The 20,708-nt window shown below is 51.8% G+C and carries 21 protein-coding genes and 1 CRISPR repeat array; of the genes, 18 read left to right on the top strand and 3 right to left on the bottom strand.

Translation table 11 applies throughout. The features are described from left to right. Positions 1-40: 40 nt before the first annotated feature. The 14 genes from GC56T2_RS12335 (at position 41) to GC56T2_RS18170 (ending at position 13,150) form a co-directional block, all read left to right on the top strand. Positions 41-691: a nicotinate-nucleotide adenylyltransferase gene (locus GC56T2_RS12335; protein WP_144975558.1), complete on the top strand. Its 651-nt coding sequence runs from the start codon at positions 41-43 to the stop codon at positions 689-691. Beyond that, complete coding sequence (gene yqeK, locus GC56T2_RS12330; protein ID WP_144975556.1) at positions 600-1,169, top strand: bis(5'-nucleosyl)-tetraphosphatase (symmetrical) YqeK; 570 nt, start codon at positions 600-602, stop codon at positions 1,167-1,169. Before GC56T2_RS12335 ends, yqeK begins: the two co-directional genes overlap by 92 nt. 5 nt (positions 1,170-1,174) lie before the next feature. Then, positions 1,175-1,531, top strand: a complete 357-nt coding sequence (rsfS, locus tag GC56T2_RS12325; protein ID WP_144975554.1) for a ribosome silencing factor — start codon at positions 1,175-1,177, stop codon at positions 1,529-1,531. Beyond that, a complete protein-coding gene (locus GC56T2_RS12320) occupies positions 1,528-2,271 on the top strand; it encodes a class I SAM-dependent DNA methyltransferase (RefSeq protein WP_144975552.1) in 744 nt (247 codons plus the stop codon). The genes rsfS and GC56T2_RS12320 overlap by 4 nt, the downstream gene beginning before the upstream one ends. Positions 2,272-3,345: 1,074 nt before the next feature. After that, positions 3,346-3,510: a hypothetical protein gene (locus GC56T2_RS17840; protein ID WP_186440030.1), complete on the top strand. Its 165-nt coding sequence runs from the start codon at positions 3,346-3,348 to the stop codon at positions 3,508-3,510. A 98-nt stretch (positions 3,511-3,608) separates the two neighbouring features. Beyond that, on the top strand, positions 3,609-5,045 hold the full coding sequence (locus GC56T2_RS12315; RefSeq protein ID WP_144974183.1) for a DDE-type integrase/transposase/recombinase: 1,437 nt from the start codon (positions 3,609-3,611) through the stop codon (positions 5,043-5,045). Positions 5,046-5,321: 276 nt separating this feature from the next. Next, positions 5,322-7,391 (top strand): CRISPR-associated helicase Cas3', encoded by a 2,070-nt coding sequence (gene cas3, locus GC56T2_RS12310; RefSeq protein WP_144975550.1) that lies wholly within the window; start codon positions 5,322-5,324, stop codon positions 7,389-7,391. Between the two features lie 44 nt (positions 7,392-7,435). Further along, on the top strand, positions 7,436-8,128 hold the full coding sequence (gene cas5c, locus GC56T2_RS12305; protein ID WP_255516083.1) for a type I-C CRISPR-associated protein Cas5c: 693 nt from the start codon (positions 7,436-7,438) through the stop codon (positions 8,126-8,128). Beyond that, positions 8,109-9,866, top strand: a complete 1,758-nt coding sequence (gene cas8c / locus GC56T2_RS12300) for a type I-C CRISPR-associated protein Cas8c/Csd1 (protein ID WP_172706117.1) — start codon at positions 8,109-8,111, stop codon at positions 9,864-9,866. The genes cas5c and cas8c overlap by 20 nt, the downstream gene beginning before the upstream one ends. Continuing rightward, entirely contained in the window at positions 9,866-10,978 is a 1,113-nt protein-coding gene (gene cas7c / locus GC56T2_RS12295; RefSeq protein ID WP_222427771.1) for a type I-C CRISPR-associated protein Cas7/Csd2, read from the top strand. Before cas8c ends, cas7c begins: the two co-directional genes overlap by 1 nt. Positions 10,979-11,002: 24 nt before the next feature. After that, positions 11,003-11,617, top strand: coding sequence for a CRISPR-associated protein Cas4 (cas4, locus tag GC56T2_RS12290; protein ID WP_144975542.1), 615 nt, complete (start codon positions 11,003-11,005; stop codon positions 11,615-11,617). Continuing rightward, entirely contained in the window at positions 11,610-12,635 is a 1,026-nt protein-coding gene (gene cas1c / locus GC56T2_RS12285; protein ID WP_222427770.1) for a type I-C CRISPR-associated endonuclease Cas1c, read from the top strand. Before cas4 ends, cas1c begins: the two co-directional genes overlap by 8 nt. Before the next feature lie 11 nt (positions 12,636-12,646). Beyond that, positions 12,647-12,937, top strand: coding sequence for a CRISPR-associated endonuclease Cas2 (gene cas2 / locus GC56T2_RS12280; protein ID WP_144975540.1), 291 nt, complete (start codon positions 12,647-12,649; stop codon positions 12,935-12,937). A gap of 84 nt (positions 12,938-13,021) precedes the next feature. After that, on the top strand, positions 13,022-13,150 hold the full coding sequence (locus GC56T2_RS18170) for a hypothetical protein (RefSeq protein ID WP_255516082.1): 129 nt from the start codon (positions 13,022-13,024) through the stop codon (positions 13,148-13,150). A gap of 9 nt (positions 13,151-13,159) precedes the next feature. Further along, a CRISPR array of direct repeats spans positions 13,160-14,122; the repeat unit is 37 nt; unit sequence GTTGCACCCAGCCAAAAGGCTGGGTGAGGATTGAAAC. A gap of 234 nt (positions 14,123-14,356) precedes the next feature. On the opposite strand, the gene comER is transcribed toward GC56T2_RS18170, so the two are convergent. Then, positions 14,357-15,178: a late competence protein ComER gene (gene comER / locus GC56T2_RS12275; protein WP_144975539.1), complete on the bottom strand. Its 822-nt coding sequence runs from the start codon at positions 15,176-15,178 to the stop codon at positions 14,357-14,359. Positions 15,179-15,291: 113 nt separating this feature from the next. On the opposite strand from comER, the gene GC56T2_RS12270 reads away from it, so the two are divergent. From GC56T2_RS12270 to GC56T2_RS12260, 3 genes are all read left to right on the top strand, one after another. After that, positions 15,292-15,909 (top strand): helix-hairpin-helix domain-containing protein, encoded by a 618-nt coding sequence (locus GC56T2_RS12270; RefSeq protein WP_172706120.1) that lies wholly within the window; start codon positions 15,292-15,294, stop codon positions 15,907-15,909. Between the two features lie 198 nt (positions 15,910-16,107). Beyond that, positions 16,108-16,578, top strand: coding sequence for a ComE operon protein 2 (locus GC56T2_RS12265; protein ID WP_033018905.1), 471 nt, complete (start codon positions 16,108-16,110; stop codon positions 16,576-16,578). Next, complete coding sequence (locus tag GC56T2_RS12260; RefSeq protein ID WP_144975537.1) at positions 16,575-18,824, top strand: DNA internalization-related competence protein ComEC/Rec2; 2,250 nt, start codon at positions 16,575-16,577, stop codon at positions 18,822-18,824. Before GC56T2_RS12265 ends, GC56T2_RS12260 begins: the two co-directional genes overlap by 4 nt. An 81-nt stretch (positions 18,825-18,905) precedes the next feature. On the opposite strand, the gene GC56T2_RS12255 is transcribed toward GC56T2_RS12260, so the two are convergent. Further along, on the bottom strand, positions 18,906-19,040 hold the full coding sequence (locus tag GC56T2_RS12255) for a YqzM family protein (RefSeq protein WP_011231993.1): 135 nt from the start codon (positions 19,038-19,040) through the stop codon (positions 18,906-18,908). 286 nt (positions 19,041-19,326) lie between these two features. Between GC56T2_RS12255 and holA the strand changes: the two genes are divergently transcribed. Next, positions 19,327-20,367, top strand: coding sequence for a DNA polymerase III subunit delta (gene holA / locus GC56T2_RS12250; protein WP_144975535.1), 1,041 nt, complete (start codon positions 19,327-19,329; stop codon positions 20,365-20,367). Between the two features lie 51 nt (positions 20,368-20,418). Here holA and rpsT read toward each other — a convergent pair whose 3' ends face one another. After that, on the bottom strand, positions 20,419-20,688 hold the full coding sequence (gene rpsT, locus GC56T2_RS12245; RefSeq protein ID WP_011231991.1) for a 30S ribosomal protein S20: 270 nt from the start codon (positions 20,686-20,688) through the stop codon (positions 20,419-20,421). Positions 20,689-20,708: the final 20 nt, after the last annotated feature.

The following is a 20,708-nucleotide window of genomic DNA, read 5'->3' as shown; positions in this document are numbered from 1 at the left end:
GCAAGCAACATCCTAGGACAGAGCGGCGGGAGGAAGGAAGATGAGGAAAATTGGAATTTTGGGCGGCACGTTCGATCCCCCCCATTGCGGGCATTTACTGATGGCCGATGAAGTGCTGGATGCTTTAGAGCTGTCACAAATTTGGTTTTTGCCCAACCGCATTCCTCCCCATAAGCAGCATGAGCAAGTGACAAGGAGTGAAGACCGGCTGCGCATGCTCGAGCTGGCGATCGCCGGACATCCGCGCTTTCGCATTGAGACGATCGAGCTTGAACGCGAAGGGCCGTCGTATACGTACGATACGCTCCGCCAGCTCACCGCGGCGCACCCAGACGATGAATTTTATTTTATCATCGGCGCCGATATGGTCGAATATTTGCCGAATTGGCACCGCATCGATGAGCTCGTCCAATTGGTGACGTTCGTCGGCGTCAAGCGGCCGGGATTTTCGCTGGAAACGCCGTATCCGGTCATCGAAGTGGAAGCCCCGCAGTTTGCCGTCTCGTCCTCGCTCATCCGCGAGCGGGTGCGGCGCGGGAAGACGATTCGCTACCTCGTGCCGGAAGCAGTAAGACTTTATATTGAGGAGAAGGGGTTATATGGAACGGGAACAAGCGTTGCAAATCGTGAAACAGCAGCTGACCGAGACGCGCTACGAGCACACGCTTGGCGTTGTCGCGACCGCCGTTAAGCTCGCTAAACAATACGGCGCTGACGCGAAAAAGGCGGAACTGGCTGCGATTTTCCACGACTATGCGAAATTCCGCCCCGTCGAGGAAATGAAACAAATCATTTTGGCGCAAAATATGCCCAACGATTTGCTTGCGTATAACAGTGAATTATGGCATGCGCCCGTCGGCGCGTATTTGGTGCAGACAGAAGTCGGCCTTGACGACCCGGAAGTGCTCGATGCCATCCGTTACCACACGTCTGGCCGCGCCGGCATGACGCTGCTGGAAAAAATTATTTATTTGGCCGACTACATTGAACCAGGGCGGCGCTTCCCGGGCGTCGATGACGTGCGGCGCTTGGCGGAAGAAGATCTTAACCGGGCGCTTTGGCAGGCGGTGAAAAACACGATCGCCTTTTTGCTTGAGAAGCGCCAGCTCATCTATCCGGACACGATTCACGCATATAATTCGCTCTTGCGCGAGGTGAAGGGGGAATGAAGCCGGTGAATGAACAAGAAGCATTGCAGCTTGTCGTCCGCGCCGCGGATGACAAAAAAGCGGAAAACATCATTGTCTTAAACATGAAAGGCATTTCGCTTGTGGCTGATTATTTTGTCATCTGCCATGGCAATTCGGACAAACAAGTGCAGGCGATCGCCCGCGAAATTCAAGACCAAGCCGAGGAACACGGTCTGGCGGTCAAACGGATCGAAGGGTTTCACGAGGCAAAATGGGTGCTCGTTGATTTGGGGGATATCGTCGCTCACGTGTTTGCGAAAGAGGAGCGTGACTATTACGGCCTTGAGCGGCTTTGGGGGGACGCCCCGACGGAAGACGTCGCGGCCGTGTTGCAGCCATGACGTACGGACGGTTTGCCGATTGGTATGATGTGCTGATGGCTGACGCGCCGTACGGCGAGTGGCAGTCGTTTGTCGAGCGCTCCTTCGCCCGCTACGCCCGACGGCCGGGGCGGCGGGTCATCGATATCGGCTGCGGGACAGGAGAGCTGGCCATCCGTCTTGCGAAGGACGGGTGGCAAGTCGCGGGCGTTGATTTGTCCGAGCAGATGCTCTCCATCGCCCAAGAGAAAGCGGAGGCAGCTGGCGTTCATGTGCCGCTGTTTGAACAAAACATGGCCGAACTCGACGGGTTTTCAGACCTTGACGGCGCGCTGGTGTTTTGCGACGCCCTCAATTACCTCATGAATGAGGAGGACGTCCAAACCACCTTCGCCGCCGTTTCCCGCGCCCTTGGCGCCGGCGGCTTGCTTTTGTTTGACGTCCATTCCGTTTATAAAATGGACGTTTTGTTTCGTGACGCCGTGTTTGCCGACCAAGGAGAGGACATCAGCTACATATGGACGTGCCATCCGCTCGATTGGCCGCACAGCGTCGGGCATGAACTGACGTTTTTCGTCCGCCGCGGCGATCGGTACGAACGTTTCGACGAATGGCATGAGCAGCGCACGTTCGAGCAAGCCGTTTACGAACAGTGGCTCGATGCCGCCGGCTTCGAGGTGCTTGAAGTGACCGCCGATTTCACCGATGCCCCGCCGACCGAGACGGCCGAGCGGCTGTTTTTCGTCGCGCGGAAGCGGTGAGGCACGTGGTCTGCATGTAGAGAAAACGTGCCGCTCGTTGCCCTGTTGTCAGCAAAAAACGGAAGCACAAGTTCCCATTCTCCATTGATACCACGCATTGGCGAGATGTTCGCCATCCCTATGGATGGCTAAGGTCTCGTCATTGTTTTTTAGTCTCAAATTGATTTGGAATTTTGAAATGGACAATACATGAAATGTATGTAGGTTGTGTAAGGAACTTCGTAAAACTTTCTGAAGAAGAGGTGTTTAAAGCTTGTTGAGCGAGTGAGGGAGGAAAAGGATAGAATCTAACTATATAGCTTCAAGCGCGATCGCGCTCCGCCCCACACTTTGTCAGTGCCAGTTCCTTGGGTGGATTTGTGTAATCTTCCCTAATCGGCGGGCGCTTTTTTATGCATATGGATAAATTAAAGAAGAAATACATGGCCGCGTAGCCGATGCCATTGGAACGCCCAGCAATAAAAAATGTTGGTTCATCACCGAAAGATGTACTTGACTTTTAGGAACAAACATGATATTATCCCTCCCGGTTGAACAAAAATAACAAAAAATGGTAATCAATCTTTTTGACGTTCTTATCATGAAAAACGTTTTTTGTCAAGTACATTTTGTGGTGAAGAGCCAAAATGTTAGAAGTTTAGAAGGAAAATGACGATATTGGTCGAAATATACAACCGGATACTTAGAAAATCGATGAAATTAATTAGGGGCTTTTTTATCAATTTTTTCATTTCATAGGAGAGAGACTTCCTGTCGTTTACGGATACAAACACCGGTCTTCTAAAAAGTTGGTGAAAAACCGCTGTTTGCCTTGATCGATGATGGAACGCATGAACATCGGGGCTGCGGCAACAAGTTTTTTTTGCTGGAAAGGAAATCCTATAAATTGGTTGCGTGAGTAAATCACCTGCCTCCTAAATGTTGGTGAAAAACCATGGTGGTCGTGAAGTCAACGAAGCTTGTCAAAACACCGATGTGTTAAGGCTATTCATTTGAGAACGTCTGTTTTGCTCTCGTTTTCCTATGAAATCACTGGCCTTCTAAGCGAAACGATCGGATGGGGGTGAATGGAACATGGAGGATGTGTATGCCCACACGCCGCCGGAAAATGGGGATAAATGGCATCGGCTGGATGATCATTTGTTACGTGTAGCGGAAATGGCCCAATCATTTGCTGCTCCTTTTCAAGGGCAAGGTATTGTCAAAAGTTTATCCTCCACACTCACGGTTTTCCCTTGAGTTTCAACGGTTGGAAGAAAAAAAGCTTGCCACCCCCATTGTTTTCGGCCATCATTGAGGTAACGACACCCAACAGCCAAAACAAAGGAGTGACAAGCTTGTTACCTCAATTATTAGCCTATTTGCTCGAAATCATCAAGACCCAATATCAAATCATTGTGTATTTGATGGGTGTGATATTGGGAAAATCCTTGCATCTCGAGGACTGGGACGAACCCATCCAAAAGCCGTACCGGAAACTTCAGGTCGATGACCTTCCGATCATCGATGTGCCGGAAACCCTTGATTACCGGAAGCTGTTGGCAGACTATGAAGCCCAGCACAGACGTCCTTTACGGCCCATCCAGCGCCGCGCGAAGGCGAAACACCGTGTTCCGGATTCGTTGACCTGCCCTCGCTGCCAGGCTCCCTCTTCTTACCTGTACGCCAATAACGGCGGAAAAGGGCAATACCAATGCAAAGTGTGCCAATGCCGGTTCAACCACCGAAATCGGTTCACCAAGCAAGCGGTCTTTCGTTGTCCGCACTGCAAAAAGACGTTGGAAAAAATCAAGGAACGCAAGGAATACAACGTCTATAAGTGCAAGAACAACGATTGCCCGTTTTACCAGGCCAACCTTCGCCGGATGACGAAGAAAGAGCGCCAACAGTTTCAACAGAATCCTCAAGCCTTCAAGGTGCGGTATTTGTTTCGGGAGTTCTTGTTTGACTTTCTCCCGTTGGCTTCCTCGTCGCTCATCAAGCCGAAGGTCGATTTGTCCCGGCTGGCTGCGTCGCCGCACGTGTTGGGGCTCGTGTTGACGTACTACGTCAACTTTGGGATGTCCTCGAGGGAAACCGCCGCCGCCCTGAAGGACATCCATGGCGTCTCGATCTCTCATCAGACGGTGCTCAACTACGCCAACAGCGTCGCGCTTTGGATCAAGCCCTTTGTCGACCGATTCCCGTATGAGCTGTCCGGTTCGTTCTGTGGGGACGAGACATATATTCGTGTGAAGGGCCGTTGGCATTACCTATTCTTTATGTTCGACGCCGTGAAAAAGATCGTGCTGTCCTATCGCGTCTCGCCCAACCGGGACACGCTCTCGGCCATCAAGGCGATCAATGATGTCCTCAGGAAGCTGCCGTCCCTTCCAGACGACTTGTCGTTCGTCGTGGATGGCAACCCGATTTACCGGTTGGCGCAACACTTCTTTGCCCAGCACGGGATTTCGTTTGACGTCCGCCAGGTGATCGGCCTGACCAACGAAGATCCGGTCTCGGAAGAGTTTCGCCCTCTCAAGCAGATCATCGAGCGATTCAACCGGACCTTTAAAGGCAACTACCGCCCGACCCATGGGTTTGGCGCCGAGGAAGGCTCGGTGTCCTTTGTGACGCTGTTTGTGGCGTATTTCAACTTTCTGCGCCCGCATAGCGCGCTCGAAGGCCGGGTACCGGTCGTCATCCCGGAGCTCGCCGAGCTGCCGCATATGCCAGCCCGGTGGACGAAGCTCATCACCATGGCTCAGGACTTCCTTCAAAACGAGGCAGCCTAACTTTTTTGTCCTCCAGAGCCCGTTGAACAGAACTCCTGCCGGATTCGGCGAAGCGAACCCTTGACCAACCGAACACCGCCAAAGGTAAAATTCGGTAAAAGCAAGGGCGGCTTTCCTATTGCCTTCTTTTTTGTCCCCGTCGCCCTTGACGACTCTTTCCCACCTTTGGCGGGTGTTGGTCAAGGGCGAATCCGGCTCTCTGCATGCCCCACGATGCTCAATGGGATGGTCTGTGTGGAGTTTTCATAGAACTTTTGACGCTACCAAGGGCAAAGAGTGGCATATTTATGCGGTCTTTTGCATGACTTAGGAAAGTTCCACCCTCTTTTTCAAGATTATTTACAAAAGCAGGCGGATGGGGAAAGGAGCCGCAGTGTTCCTCATGCGATTTGGGGGGCGGTGTTCATATACCATTTGTATTGGAGAAAAATGCGCCATCCATATGCTTGGCAGTGGTTTGCGCTGCCGATCGCCGGTCATCATGCCGGCTTGCATTCGTCTGCCTATTTATCGCTTGTCCTTGAAGAGAATTTAGAAAACCAGCGTTTGCATTATTTGGAGATCTTGAAGCAAGCTGAGCGGTTCTTGGAAAAAATGGTGTTTCCGATAATAAAAAATATGGAGGAACTCCCCTCGTTTTCTGCAACAGAGAGGGAAATGTGGATTCGCTTCGTCTTTTCCGCGCTTGTTGACGCTGATTACTTAGATACAGAGCGCCACTTTCAGCCGGAACTTTCTTCGCTTCGAGCGCCTATAGCTTCGATCACGGATTTATGGAATCGCTTTGTCGCCGATCAAGAGCAATTGGCAAGCCATGCGGATGATACAGCAGTGAATCGAATAAGAAGGGAAGTGTATGAGGAATGCGTTCGCGCTGCATCTGGTCCACAGGGAGTCTATCGGTTAACCGTGCCGACCGGAGGTGGGAAGACGAGAAGCAGTTTAGCTTTTGCGCTCAAGCATGCGGTAGAACATGGACTTGACCGTGTAATTGTCGCCATTCCGTATACAAGCATTATCGAGCAGACGGCGGATGTATATCGCGGCGTGTTCGGAAACGATGCGGTGCTGGAGCACCACAGCCAGATTGAAGCGGATGATGAGAAGGAGGAAGCTGGTGAACGGCTGATCCAACACCGCCTTGCCGCGGAAAACTGGGATGCTCCCCTCATTGTCACAACAACGGTGCAACTGTTTGACAGTCTGTTTAGCCATCGTCCAAGCAAAGTTCGCAAACTACATAACTTGTCGCGCAGTGTCGTGATTCTTGATGAGATTCAGGCGCTTCCACCAGAGCTGTTAAAGCCGACATTGGACGCATTAGCCATGTTGGTGCGTCATTGTCAAACAACGGTTGTCTTATCGAGCGCCACCCAGCCATTTTTTGAAGAAAGCCGGTTTTTGGATGTATTTTCTAAAATAGAGGTTAAAGAAATGTTGCCGTTGCTGACTGTGGATCGTCATTTTCAACAGATGCAGCGAGTGGACTATGAGATATGGAAATCACCCGTTTCGTTGCAGCAGCTTGCCCATTTCATTCGTGAACAACCACAAATATTGGTTGTCTTTAACACGAGAAAAGAGGCGAAAGAGTGCATCGAGCTTCTTCAAGAGGATGAGGCGGTGTTCCATCTTTCCACCCTTCTTTGCGGGGCGCATCGCCGGCGAATTTTAGAGGAAGTTCGTGAACGTCTGAAAACAAATCAACCTGTCCGTCTCATCAGCACACAAGTTGTGGAAGCGGGGGTGGATTTGGATTTTCCGATTGTCATGCGGGAAATAGGGCCGCTTGATCGGATTGTGCAGGCCGCGGGGCGCTGCAATCGCGAAGGAAAAAGTGAGAAGGGAAAAGTAATTATTTTTGAAACGGAAGACATGCCGAGTCCAAAAGGACCATATCGAACAGCGCTGGAAACCGCCCGACTTTTATTGGCTCAGCGCCACCCTGATGATTTGCATGATCTGAATATATTCAGGGACTATTTCCGCCGGTTATTCGCCTCGGTGGACGTCGATTCGAAAAAGATCCAAAAAGATCGGGAAACATTGGATTATCCATCCGTTGCCGAAAAATATCGGCTTATTGACCAAGATACAGTGTCTGTGGTTGTTCCGTATGAGAAGGCATCAGAATGTTTGCGAATGTGGGAATCTTCTCCGTCCCGCTATTCGTTTCGCCGATTGCAGCCGTATATGGTCCAGTTGTATCGCTTTGAGGCGGAAAAGAAAGAAAGGGACGGCTGGCTTCGGGAAGTAGCGAACAATGTCTATGAGTGGCTTGGTGATTATGATGAACAGATCGGCATTAAAGAGGAAGTTTACGATCCATTCAGTCTGATTGGCTAGAAAAGGAGAGGGAAAGGAGACGCGGAATGCAGCGACGGGCGAAAGTGCAAGTGAAAGTGTGGGGGGAATATGCGTGTTTTACAAGGCCGGAATTTAAAGTGGAGCGCATCAGTTACCCGGTGATGACGCCGAGCGCAGCACGGGGGATATTAGAAGCGATTTTTTGGAAGCCGGAATTTCGTTATGAGATTCGCCAAATTGGGGTTTTGCGTTTCGGGGGCCAGCAAGCAATCTTGCGCAATGAACTGACAAGCAAGCAAAATAAAAATCCGATCGTGATTGAAAGCGCACGTGTCCAGCGCACAAGCCTGATTTTAAAAAACGTCGCCTATTGGATTATCGCCGAGATCATCTTGACAAAACGCGCGGTTGATCCAGCGGCTAAATACCGGGATCAATTTTATCGCCGAGTGGAACGGGGGCAGTGCCATCATACTCCCTATTTAGGCACAAGGGAATTTGCCGCATACTTTTCATCTATAGAGGCAGATGATGTTGTGCAGCCAGTCAATATGGACATCGGCACGATGCTGTTGGATTTTGCTTTTATCGAAGATGATTCTAGGCAAGAAATGGAGTTTCTCCGCCATGATGAGACAGGGACGCGAACGGCGGCTGGATTCGCGAAGCCTCTCTTTTTCGAGGCAAAAGTAGAAAACGGGTGGCTGCGTGTACCTAAAGAATCCTATCAGCAGCTATATGCACTGGAGGGACAACATGCTTTACAAGCTGATTGAGTTGGCGGCGAAGTTGCAGAAGGAAAAAAGATTGCTACCGATCTCTTACAAACCTAAATCAATCAATTGGATTATTGATTTAGGTGGAGATCAACCGTATTTGAAAGGGCCGTTCCGCAGCGGAGAATACCGTTCAGTGGCAGCGCCGTTTCGATTGCGGCAAGGGAAAGTTACGGAAGGCAACCTAAAACCTTATTTGTTGGCGGATGATGCCCGCTATGTCCTTGGCATTCCCGAAAGTCCAGAAAAAGCGGATGAAGCGGAGTTGATGCACCAAGGGTTTGTTCGATTAATTGAAGAGGCTTATGAGAAAACAAAGATGAAAGAGTTAAAGAACGTCCTTGATTTTTTGCACAGTCCGATGAAGAAGGAGTTCCAGAAACAAATTGATGCCAAGGATATTGTAACGTTTCAAGACGATGAGGAGTTCTTGATTTTTGAAAAGAGGGAAATCCAAACATTTTGGGCTGAATATTTAGCCAATGATTTGCTGTCTGACGATGAATGCGACTGTTCTGTTTGTGGAAAGCGGTCGGCTTATGTAAGATATTTACCCAACCCAGTTCAGCTATTTGGACAATCATGCCAACTGACATCCTTTAATAACCCGTCGTTTGAATCGATGGGCAAAACGCAAACGAATAATGTGCCTGTCTGCTTCAGGTGTGCCACTTTGGTTGTTGATACATTAAATTATCTAATCAGGGAAGATCAACATCATACCTCCTTGTATATAAGCGACCGAAACATTTTGCAATCTCAAATGGCCATATATTGGATCGACGGCCAAATAGAAGGGGAGGAAGGGCTCCAAATTAGTGAAAAACTCTTTGCCTCCCCGATTGAACAATGGCTTTTTGACGATGAGACCAATCAACGGACCCCTCCTCCTGAATTAAAACAGTTAGAGGAGTTGCTTGCTCTTCCGAAAACGGGGCATGAGCAGGCGCTTCATTTAGACAAAACATTCTTTCACATGGCTGTTCTTTCTGCGAATAAAGCGAGGTTAGTCGTTCGCGAATGGATTCATACATCGATTTCTCAATTGTTGATGAATCTGGAGAAGTATGTGGCGGCTGTACGCATCGTTCAACCAACTGGGGAAAAAGGCTATTTATTGCCGCTTTCCGTTTTGATTCGCGCTGTTGATATGTCTCCAGGGTTGGTGCGGCAATGTTTGCGCATGATTTACCAAGGAGCCTTGCCGCCTGTCGAACTGTTGCCGTTGGCACTTCAACGTTTCCGCTCTTCGAAAGTACTGAGTGATCCGAAGGAAACGTGGAGATACCATTCATCAGCGAGTTTGGTAAAACTCGCTCTTACCTATGGAAAGGAGGAAGCACATACGATGCAATCATTAAACACCCATTTCTTACAGCCGTCCTATCTTTGTGGGCGACTATTCGCCGTGTTGGAAGAAATTCAACGGCGCGCTTCAGGATACCGAATTGGAAGCACGATCGTTGATCGATTTTATGGTGCTGCTTCCACGGCTCCGGCATCGACGTTTGGTTCATTGCTCAGGCTTTCGACAACTGCTCATCTTCCGAAAGTGTCTGTTGAGCTTGGCCGCTTGCTTGAAGAAGTGATGAAACAATTGGATGAAGCTGGGGGATTCCCAACGATTCTCAATTTGAGAGAACAGGCCGAATTCGCGCTCGGCTTTTATCATCAACGTGCTGAATTCCGCGGTCGCCAACAAGCCAATCAAACAAACGAAACGGGGGAAAGCCAGTGATGGAGCGCTATATTGATCCGACAAAACGTCATGAATTTGTGTTGCTTTTTGATGTCAAAGATGGAAATCCGAACGGGGACCCAGATGCGGGCAACATGCCACGGGTCGATCCAGAAACGATGCACGGCATTGTGACCGACGTTGCCATCAAGCGGAAAATTCGTGATTATGCCTCAATGGTATTAGGCAAACCGGTTTTTATTCAAAGCCAAACCGCCTTAAACACCATCATTTTTCAAGCATATCAAGAAATCGGAGTGAAATTGGCCACCATCGAGCTGAGTGAAGAAGAAAAGGAAAACGAAGAACTGATGAATTGGCTTTTACAGCTTGAGGAAAAAGGATTGGTGCTAGAAGGCAATCAAGCGATTTATACGGGCGAGGATGTCAATGAGAAGGATATTCGCGAAAAATTAACGGAAGGATTGGAAGAAGCGGGTCTTAAAAAACAGCTAGGAACACCGTTGCGAAATATGGCCAAACGGCTGGCGCAGGCGGCGAAAAATATCAAAATTGATGGCCAAACACGCCAAAAAGCGCAATATGCGTTGTGCCAAAAGTATTACGATGTTCGCATGTTTGGAGCTGTGATGTCAACAGGGCTGAATGCTGGCCAAGTGCGCGGGCCGATGCAGTTGACATTTTCACGCTCCATTGATCCCGTATTTCCGTGGGATTTAACTATCACACGCTCAGCGATCACCAAAGAATCGGACCGCCGCAGAAAACAAACAGAAATGGGAAGAAAGCCGTTGATTCCATACGGCTTGTATCGGTTGCATGGATTTTACAATCCGTTTTTAGGAGAAAAGACAGGGGTTACGGCGGAAGATTTAGCTGATTTTTGGGATGCGCTCGTCCATTTATTTGCATTTGATCGTTCTGCGGCTCGAGGGGAAATGAATGTCGGAGCATTGTACATTTTTAGCCATGAAAATGCCAAAGGATCTGCTCCGGCTCACAAACTGTTTGAATTCGTGAAAGTGGAACGACGCCAGCAGGAGGCACCAAGATTATTCAGTGACTATGTTTTGCTTGGGCCGGCAGAGGAAGGGCAAAGAGATGTACCTCTTGAAGGCGTTCCTGGGGTCACTGTGACGCGCCTCGTATAAAACGTTGGCGAAAGGATGAAACGGATGCGGTGGAATGAAGATGAGTGGATCATGCTGTCCGCTTTGCAGCATTATGTCTATTGCCCGCGCCAGTGTGCGTTGATTCATCTCGAACAGACCTTTGAAGAGAACATTTTTACACTTAGAGGAAACCGGGTGCATGAACGAGTGGATACACCGGAAGGAGAGCAGGTGGGAGACCGAAGAGTAGAGCGCGCGCTGCCAATTTGGTCTGAACGTTTGGGAATGATGGGGAAAGCGGATTGCGTAGAGTTTCTCCCGGATGGAACGCCGTATCCAGTGGAATACAAAGTCGGTAAGCGAAAAACGAAAGAAGCAGATATGGTGCAGTTGGCGGCTCAAGCTCTCTGCTTGGAAGAAATGTTCGATCGGCCGGTAACCAAAGGGGCTTTATACTATTATCAGTCAAGAAGACGATTGGAAGTAGACGTGACAAACCAATTGCGGCAACTTGTTGAAGAAACGTTACAAAAAGTAAGAAACATGTTGAAAAACGATCGGTTGCCGCCACCTGTCAATGATGCGCGCTGTCGTGACTGCTCGTTGCAGGATGCGTGCATGCCCCAAGCCCCGGCCAATATAGCCGTTTGGATGAGCAAGGAGAACGATTATGATTAAAGTTTTGTTGAATACGTTATACGTTCAAACACAACAGTCTTATATACGGCTTGACCATGAAACGATTGTCGTTGAGGTGGAAGGGGTAAAGACGTTGCAAGTTCCCATCCACCATATTGGCGCCATTGTCATGTTTGGACAGGTTTCGATCAGCCCGTATTTGCTTGGCAAATGTGTCAACCAAGGGGTGTCCGTCATTTGGTATGATGCCTATGGCCGTTTTTTGGCCCGGGCCACTGGCCGAACGAATGGAAACGTGTTGCTTCGAAGAGCACAGCATCAACTGTTGGAAGACGAGCGACGAATGCTCCATATCGCTTCGCGTTTTGTATTCGGTAAAATTCGCAACAGCAAAAGCGTGTTGCAACGAGCAATGCGTGATTACCCAGAGCAGCGAGCGAGGTTGGAGCAATCTGTAAAGCAACTAGAGCAAAGTTTACGCAATATTGGAAACCAAGCGACATTGGATGAATTGCGGGGAGTCGAGGGATACGCTTCATCCGTTTACTTTGAAGCATTCGCATCGCTCATCCGCTCGGATGAGGACGGGTTTTTTGCCTTTACTGTACGGTCCCGGAGGCCTCCGCGTGATCCGGTCAATGCTTGTTTATCCTTTGCTTATAGCATTTTAACCCAAGACTGCATCTCCGCATTGGAGGGGGTGGGGCTTGATCCGCAGATCGGATATTTGCATGCGTTGCGGCCTGGGAAGCCATCATTAGGTCTGGATCTTATCGAAGAATTCCGACCTTACCTAGCTGACCGTTTTGTTCTAACATTGATCAACCGGAGGCAACTAGATAAAGGCGATTTTGACATCCGTCCGGGTGGAGCTGTACTTTTGAATGAAAAAGGGAGAAAAACTTTTTTGGCCGCTTACCAGAAGCGAAAACAGGAAGAAATCCAACATCCGGTGATCAATCAAAGAGTGCCGTTAGGTTTATTGCCTCACGTACATGCTCGCTTACTAGCCCGGTATTTACGGGGGATATTGAGGAATATGTGCCATTTATCATGAGGTGAGCGTGAATGGATATTTTAGTGACGTATGATGTAGAGACATTGGAATCAAGTGGTCAAAAACGGTTACGGAAAGTGGCGACCATTTGCCAAAACTTTGGCCAGCGGGTGCAAAAATCCGTATTTGAATGCAGTGTCAGCCAAGCTCAGTTGGAGGAGATGGAGCATCAACTATTGCGTGTCATTGATTTGGAAAAGGATAGCTTGAGGATATACACATTGTACGGTAGCCGGTCAAAGGCGGTTCGTGTTTACGGAAAAGACGATTACGTTGATTATAATGATCCCATCATTTTATGAGAGCAGCTAGCTGCTGAGATGTGCGGCAACATCGAGAATGCCGCGCGAACATAGAGCGATTGCCAAACCCTAAGGAGGATCGCGATGAGAGAAAAATCCCGTTATAAAGAGGAAAATGGCAAATGCCTTGCGGTCCTTTATGGCCTTGATGGCGACAAAATTGACAAGTTCGCGTTTTCCTATGTGGAAATCCGCTCAACACAACGTATCTAAACGCGAGCGGTTGCACCCAGCCAAAAGGCTGGGTGAGGATTGAAACATAATGAAGTTCGCGCTGTTCTGTGAACCGATCGCGGTTGCACCCAGCCAAAAGGCTGGGTGAGGATTGAAACATGAGCGGTAAAAACATTCTGGCGTCTGAACATGTTGCACCCAGCCAAAAGGCTGGGTGAGGATTGAAACCGGATCGACGGGTCGGTCAACTCCAAGAGCAAAGTTGCACCCAGCCAAAAGGCTGGGTGAGGATTGAAACTTTGTATCAACCGTGATTTGAGCAATGCGTTTTTGTTGCACCCAGCCAAAAGGCTGGGTGAGGATTGAAACCGTTGTCGTCATCCATATGAATACAGGCGGCGTCGTTGCACCCAGCCAAAAGGTTGGGTGAGGATTGAAACCGGTTGCAGCGCGGACGGTGAACAGACCAACACGGGTTGCACCCAGCCAAAAGGCTGGGTGAGGATTGAAACATCAACAACCGCGTAATAGATGCGGTCGGGCTCGTGTTGCACCCAGCCAAAAGGCTGGGTGAGGATTGAAACACAATGCCCCGCTCCGTCTTCTGATACATTTTAAGGTTGCACCCAGCCAAAAGGCTGGGTGAGGATTGAAACATATCGTCGGGCGCACTCCTTCCTATATAGCTTCGTTGCACCCAGCCAAAAGGCTGGGTGAGGATTGAAACCACGCTTCCAGCGCGTCAATGTCGACCGGTTCAGTTGCACCCAGCCAAAAGGCTGGGTGAGGATTGAAACAAAGTTACCGTCGTCGTAGAAAGTTTGTCGGTGACGGGTTGCACCCAGCCAAAAGGCTGGGTGAGGATTGAAACAATTGACACAAGAGATGTGAATATTGTTAAATCGTTGCACCCAGCCAAAAGGCTGGGTGAGGATTGAAACACTCCGAGGGCGAATGGAACGACACTGTATATGGTTGCCCCCAGCCAAAAGGCTGGGTGAGGATTGAAACCACCATTACCGCGCGACCATTAGCGGCGCGTAAGTTGGGGGCTGATCCCAAAACGCATTCCCGTTTTGGGTCAGCCCCGAGGATTGAGACTTTGGTAAAAAGGTGCGTGCAACAGGAAACAGTTATGTCGCGAACAAATCAACTGACAAATGGCCGCTAGTCCTAAGTGGGAATGTGAGGGGAGATTTTTTGTCGGATAAAGAAGGAATTGGTTGTTTGATGTCGAATGAGTTTTTATGACGAGAACTGTTGCCTCACCTTCTCCACGTCTTCTCGAAACTTCTCATGCGTTTTGGCCAGCACTTCTTCAAAAACGCCGTCGAGCCGCCGCTCGAGGACGGCGATGCCTTCCCCGGTGATTCCGCCTTTGACGCATACTTTTTCCTGCAAAGTTTGAAGCGTATACAAGTCCCGCCTCAGCAATTCCCCGAGGCCGATGATCATGTCGGTTGCCAGCATCGTCGCTTGCTCGGTCGAGATGGCGGTCTTCGCTGCTGCGGCTTCGATAAAGCGCCGCAGCAAATAGCTAAAAAACGCCGGGCCGCAGCTTGCGATGTCCGATGCGACGCGGGTGATGGCCTCATCGATGGAAACGGGCGAAGCGATGCGCCGAAAAAGAGCGTCGATCGTTTGCCGACAGGCGGCCGAACAGCGAGACCCGAAGGTGACAAGGATGCTGCCGGAGAGCGCGCGATTGGCGATGCTCGGAATGGCGCGCACCACTTGACAAGGGACGGCCGCTTCTAGCTGCTCGACGCTGACCGGACTGGTGATTGACACAAGGCAATGCTCCCTTGTCCAGTGCGGAGCCAGCTGTTGCAGCAGCGGATGGATGTCAAACGGTTTGACGCATAACATGACGATGCCGCATCGTTGGACGATTTCAGCCGGATCAGCAGCCACTGTGATGCCGGGGTGCGCCCGTTGTATCGCGAACGCTTTCGCAAGCGTACGGTTCGTGATGACGAGTTGATCCGCTTGAACGGCGCCGGAGTCGAGGAACGCTTCGATTAAGATGGTGCCCATATTCCCCGTGCCGATGACGCCGATGTTCATGTGTTGTCCCCCCTCCCGGTTGAGTTGACCGGAACTCTCTTTTCGATATGTATGACACCAGCGCTTCGTTTATGACTTTTTCCAAGGAAAGGATGGCGATGATGTGGGAGAACGTGTGGAAGTTTGTGCGGGAGCTTGGGAAAAATCATTGGAAATGGGGAGCTGTTTTGTTGGTAGCCGCGGCTGCGGGGATGTGGGTGGTCCGTCATCCAGCGGATGAGCAGCCAACCGTGTCCTTGCCGGCTGCGGCTGAAACAGATGCCGCTCGTTCCGAAGCCCAAACGGACGAAGCGCGCAAAACCGCTGTGGTCGATGTCAAAGGGGCGGTTGTGAAACCCGGGGTGTACGAGGTGGCGGCGGATGCCCGCGTCCGCGATGTCATCGCCTTAGCCGGCGGACTGACGGATGAGGCGGATGAAACGAAAGTCAATCTGGCGGCCAAAGTGCGCGATGAGATGATGATCTACGTGCCGGCCAAAGGCGAAGCGGCACCAAACTCGGTTGAGGCGGCGCCTGAAGCCGAGGGAAAAAACGGTCCGCAAGTGGCGATCAATACGGCGACCGAAGAGGAGCTGATGCAGCTGCCCGGCATCGGGCTGGCAAAGGCGAAAGCGATCATCGCTTATCGCGAAGAACACGGGCCGTTTCAGCGTCCAGAAGATTTGTTGAATGTGGCTGGAATTGGGGAAAAAACGTTGGAGAAATTGAAACCGTATTTGCTTGTCCCGTAAACGGTGCGGCACGTAGGCTAAGCTCGCGGTTGCCGCCGGCGCCCGGCAAGGGGAAGGCTGCTTCACTTTCCGCGTTGGCGGGGTGAGACGGACACCGCCTGAATGCTTGTCAGCATCGGACGGTTTTACTTTCGGCGTTGACGGGCCCGGGGTTCGGCAAGTAGACTAAAACTATGAATAGGAGCGGAGGGACAATCAATGGAACGGATTACGTGGGATCAATATTTTATGGCGCAAAGCCATCTGCTGGCGCTGCGCAGCACGTGCACGCGGCTGGCGGTGGGGGCGACGATTGTGCGCGACAAGCGCATTATCGCCGGCGGATATAACGGTTCGATCGCCGGCGGCGCGCATTGCATCGATGAAGGGTGCTACGTCATTGACGGCCATTGTGTGCGGACGATTCACGCGGAAATGAATGCGATTTTGCAATGCGCCAAGTTTGGCGTCCCGACCGAGGGGGCGGAGATGTACGTCACCCACTTTCCGTGCCTGCAGTGCTGCAAAGCCATCATTCAAAGCGGCATTCGCGCCGTCTATTACGCCCAAGACTACAAAAACCATCCGTATGCTTTGGAACTGTTTGCCCAGGCTGGCGTCCGGCTCGTGCAAGTGCCGCTGAAGACCGATGTGTTCGCGTTGCTTTCCGGCGGTGAAGGCGAAGCATGAGAGGGCAAACCGTCTATCTCGCCGCGGCGGCGCTCTTGGCCGTGGCGGCGGCCTCACCGTCCCCCACAGCATGGTGTTTCCTCATCGTTTATCTCCTTCTTCTTTTCATCCGCCGGCCGCCTGTTTTTCTTTCCGCTTTTTTGACGGCTCTCTTCTTTTTTGCATATTTCCTGATCGTGGACCATGACAATGAAACGTCTTTGTCCGGCGGGCGCCGCACGTTGAACGTCCGTTTTACTGCGCCGCCCGCTTTTGACGGTGACCGGATGCAAGGATTGGTGGAGATCAACGGCGAGCGCGTGCAGCTTCGTTATGTGATGAGGACGAGGGCGGAAAAGGAAGCGCTGCAGGCCTACTTGACACCCGGCACGGTTTGCCGCATCTTGGGCACGCTTGAGCGGCCGCAGTCGGCGAGCAATCCGTACGCGTTTGACTACCGCCGGTATTTGCGTTTTCAGCGCGTTCATTGGCTGTTTCTTCCTGAGTCTGTCGATCGTTCCGCTTGTGCGCGCGCCCGTCCGACCGTCGCTGAACGGCTTCTTTCCTTGCGCGAGGCGGGCGTCCGCCGCATCGAAGCCCATCTTCCGCCGGAAGCCGCCGGCATTGCGGCCGCCCTCATTTATGGCGAGCGCCGCCAGCTCGATGAAGAGGTGCTTGCTGGTTACCAGCAGCTCGGGCTTATTCATTTGCTGGCCATTTCCGGCGGTCATGTCACCTTGCTCGTCAGCGCGGCGTTCGCCCTTGCCATCCGGTTTATGACGCGCGAGGTGGCCGTGCTTGCGCTATTGGTCTTGCTTCCGGTGTACGCCGTGCTCGCCGGTGCCTCGCCGTCCGTGCTGCGCGCTTGTGCGACGGGGATGATCGTGCTCGCCGTCGCTTGGAAAAAAGGAACGATTCACCCGCTTGATGCGTTAAGCTGGACGGCGCTCGTGCTGTTGGTTTTCGATCCGTACATGGTGTGGGATGTCGGTTTCCAGCTGTCGTTTGCCGTCACGTTCGCCCTTCTTGTTCATTTTCCAGCGCTGTCTGCTGTTCGTTCGCTGGGCGGGCGGCTGCTGCAAACCGCTCTTGTCGCCCAACTGGCGGCGCTGCCGCTCTTGCTTTATCACTTTTACGAAATTTCTGTTTGGAGTGTTGTTCTTAACGTCTTGTTTGTTCCACTGTATTCATGGATCCTCTTGCCGCTGGCTTTGCACGTGGCTGCTGTTCCGTTTGCTCCATTCGTTTGGCTGTTTTGCCGCCTCGTTGCCTTCACCAATGCCATCGTTCGGTTCTTTTCCGCCGATCATGGGCTGACGCTTGTGCTCGGCCGCCCGAATCCATGGTGTTTGGCCTTGTGTGTCGCCGCAGTGGTCGCGGCGTTTCTCCTTTGGGAGCGCGGCCGGCTGCAAAGGGGATTGGCGGCGGTGGCGGCGGCGCTGGCCGTGCAGTTTGCCGCTCCGTATATGAATGCGAACGGGGAAGTAACCGTACTGGACGTCGGGCAGGGAGACTGTACGGTGATTGAACTTCCCGGTCGAAAAGCGGTCTATTTGCTTGACACGGGCGGAACGTTAGACATCGCGCGCGAGCCGTGGCGGAAGCGGGCGCGTCCGTTTTCCGTCGGCCGCGATGTGGTCGTGCCGTTTTTAAAGGCCAAAGGAATTCGAACGATCGACAAGCTGATTCTCACTCATGACGACGCCGACCATATCGGCGCGGCTCCCGATGTGCTGCGGGCCGTGCGGGTCAAAGAAATCGTGACGAGCCCACACGCGTTGCCGACCGTTCGTCAGATGGCGCGTCCGTTTTCGGTGCCGGTTGCGGCTGCCTCACGTGGGCAGCGATGGCAAGAGGGCGGAACGGCCTTTGCGATTTTGCATCCGGAAGCGGGAAACCGTGAAGACAATAACGGTTCGCTTGTTTTGTTCGCCCGCCTTGGCGGCTTGACGTGGCTGTTTGCCGCTGACATTGAGAAGGAAGCGGAGCAAGATCTCGTCCGCGCTTACCCACACTTGCGCGCCGATGTGTTAAAAGTCGCCCATCACGGCAGCGCCACGTCGACGACCGAGCCGTTTTTGCGGACGGTAAAGCCGCGGGTGGCGCTGATTTCGGTCGGTCGTCACAACCGTTACGGCCATCCAGCTCGGGAGGTGCTTGTCCGGCTCAAGCAACAGGGAGCGATCATCTGGAGGACGGACCAAAACGGGGCCATTCGGTATGTATACAGCGAAAAAAGTGGAACCTTTCAACCGATGAAGCCATAAAATGAAGTGCGCAACGGGAAAGCGAACCGCATCCGGCGGTTGCCGATAGAGAAAAAAGGATTGCTGGAGAAAGCAATCCCTTTACCGGCCGAAAAATTCGATCAGCGTCGCGATGATGAACATGGTCGCGAAAAAGCCGAACGATACGATGAATCCAACGGCGGAATCGACAGCATCATTCCGCTGGCTTTGCACTTCCTTTTCAAAGACGTTCATCGCTTTTTCCCTCCTCTTTGCAATCATTATTTAGTATAGACGAAAACGCGGAAAAAATCTACCATCGCCCGCCCCGTTTCCTTCCTTGACAACAGTTGTCACAAATACTTTCCAACGCCCGGGAAAACATAAAAATAACCCGCTGGCCGATAAGGTCCTAGGACTTATCAGCCGGCGTTTATATAAAGGGGAACCGGTTTTTTCCGACCGCCGGTTCCCTTGTAAAATGGCGAAAAACGGTGTATCTTTCTAGCAGGGAATCCTGCGATAGAATGGAGAAGGGAACATGTTGGAACGCGTATGGGGAAACATTGAAAAACGACGGTTTTCTCCCCTTTATTTATTATATGGCAGCGAGCCGTTTTTATTAACAGAAACGTATGAGCGGATCGTAAAGGCGGCGCTTGATGAAGGGGAGCGAGAGTGGAACTTCGCCGTGTATGACTGCGAAGAAACGCCGGTCGAGATGGCGCTCGAGGAGGCGGAAACGGTGCCGTTTTTCGGCGAGCGGCGCGTGGTCGTCGTGAAGCATCCGTATTTTTTTACGTCGGAAAAAGAGAAGGAGATCGAGCATAATTTGGCGAAGCTGGAGGCGTACGTCAACGCGCCGGCTCCGTTTTCGATCGTCATCTTTTTTGCCCCGTACGACAAGCTCGATGAGCGAAAAAAAATCACCAAGCTTGCCAAAGAGCGCTGCGAAGTCGTCGTTGCTTCCTCGCTGGGCGAGGCGGAACTGCGCGCTTGGGTGCGGCGGCGCATCGAGAGCGAAGGCGCGTCGATCAGCGAAGAGGCCATCGATGTCCTTTTGCGGCGAGCGGGGACGCAGCTTTCCGTGCTGGCGAACGAAACGGAAAAGTTGGCGCTGTTCGCCGGACCGGGTGGGGTGGTGGAAGCCGACGCGGTGGAGCGGCTCGTCGCCCGCACGCCGGAGGAGAACGTGTTTGTTCTCGTCGAGCAGGTGGCGAAGCGCGATATTCCCGGCGCCTTGCGGACGCTTGTCGATTTGCTTGGCCATCAAGAGGAGCCGATCAAAATGTTGGCGCTGCTCGCTTCCCATTTCCGCTTGCTGTCGCAAGTGAAATGGCTCGCGCAAACGGGGTATGGGCAGACGCAAATCGCCTCCGCGCTTAACGTTCATCCGTTTCGCGTCAAGCTCGCCCTTGCTCAAGCGGCGCGGTTTTCCGAGCAAGAGCTTGTAGAAGCGATCAATGATCTGGCTGATGTCGATCATCAGGTGAAAAGCGGGGCGATGGATCGCCGGCTGGCGCTCGAGCTTTTGCTGATGCGATGGGGCGCCCGGCCGGAAGAGGGACGCAGCCGGCGATGAGAGCGGGCGAGAGCGTTATAAAAAAACGACCTGGCGCCAGGTCGTTTTTCATTAGGAAGCTTGGATGCTGTTTAATTTTTTCGCTAAGCGCGATTTTTGCCGGCTGGCGGCGTTTTTATGGATAAGGCCTTTGCTTGCGGCTTTGTCTAATTTTTTCGACGCGATAATGAACGCTTCGCGCGCTTTTTCCACGTCTTTCAGTTCGACGAGCGCCTCAAACTTTTTAATGGCGGTGCGCATCGCCGATTTCATCGAAGCGTTGTGTGCGCGGCGTTTTTCGCTCGTTTTTGCCCGTTTGATTGCCGATTTGATGTTAGCCACATCCATTCACCTCCGTTACG

It is taken from the genome of Geobacillus sp. C56-T2 (genome assembly GCF_007829715.1).
GTDB lineage: Bacteria > Bacillota > Bacilli > Bacillales > Anoxybacillaceae > Geobacillus > Geobacillus icigianus.
This window is presented reverse-complemented; position numbering and strand designations above follow the sequence as displayed.

Bases quoted from the DNA above. Each gene is read 5' to 3' on its own strand.
- GC56T2_RS12260 (WP_144975537.1), top strand. From the start codon at position 16,575: ATGAGAGGGCAAACCGTCTATCTCGCCGCGGCGGCGCTCTTGGCCGTG.
- cas2 (WP_144975540.1), top strand. From the start codon at position 12,647: ATGGATATTTTAGTGACGTATGATGTAGAGACATTGGAATCAAGTGGT.
- GC56T2_RS18170 (WP_255516082.1), top strand. From the start codon at position 13,022: ATGAGAGAAAAATCCCGTTATAAAGAGGAAAATGGCAAATGCCTTGCG.
- cas1c (WP_222427770.1), top strand. From the start codon at position 11,610: ATGATTAAAGTTTTGTTGAATACGTTATACGTTCAAACACAACAGTCT.
- comER (WP_144975539.1), bottom strand. From the start codon at position 15,178: ATGAACATCGGCGTCATCGGCACGGGGAATATGGGCACCATCTTAATC.
- GC56T2_RS12335 (WP_144975558.1), top strand. From the start codon at position 41: ATGAGGAAAATTGGAATTTTGGGCGGCACGTTCGATCCCCCCCATTGC.
- cas4 (WP_144975542.1), top strand. From the start codon at position 11,003: ATGCGGTGGAATGAAGATGAGTGGATCATGCTGTCCGCTTTGCAGCAT.
- cas7c (WP_222427771.1), top strand. From the start codon at position 9,866: ATGGAGCGCTATATTGATCCGACAAAACGTCATGAATTTGTGTTGCTT.
- GC56T2_RS17840 (WP_186440030.1), top strand. From the start codon at position 3,346: ATGGAGGATGTGTATGCCCACACGCCGCCGGAAAATGGGGATAAATGG.
- GC56T2_RS12255 (WP_011231993.1), bottom strand. From the start codon at position 19,040: ATGAACGTCTTTGAAAAGGAAGTGCAAAGCCAGCGGAATGATGCTGTC.
- holA (WP_144975535.1), top strand. From the start codon at position 19,327: ATGTTGGAACGCGTATGGGGAAACATTGAAAAACGACGGTTTTCTCCC.
- GC56T2_RS12265 (WP_033018905.1), top strand. From the start codon at position 16,108: ATGGAACGGATTACGTGGGATCAATATTTTATGGCGCAAAGCCATCTG.
- GC56T2_RS12320 (WP_144975552.1), top strand. From the start codon at position 1,528: ATGACGTACGGACGGTTTGCCGATTGGTATGATGTGCTGATGGCTGAC.
- yqeK (WP_144975556.1), top strand. From the start codon at position 600: ATGGAACGGGAACAAGCGTTGCAAATCGTGAAACAGCAGCTGACCGAG.
- cas8c (WP_172706117.1), top strand. From the start codon at position 8,109: ATGCTTTACAAGCTGATTGAGTTGGCGGCGAAGTTGCAGAAGGAAAAA.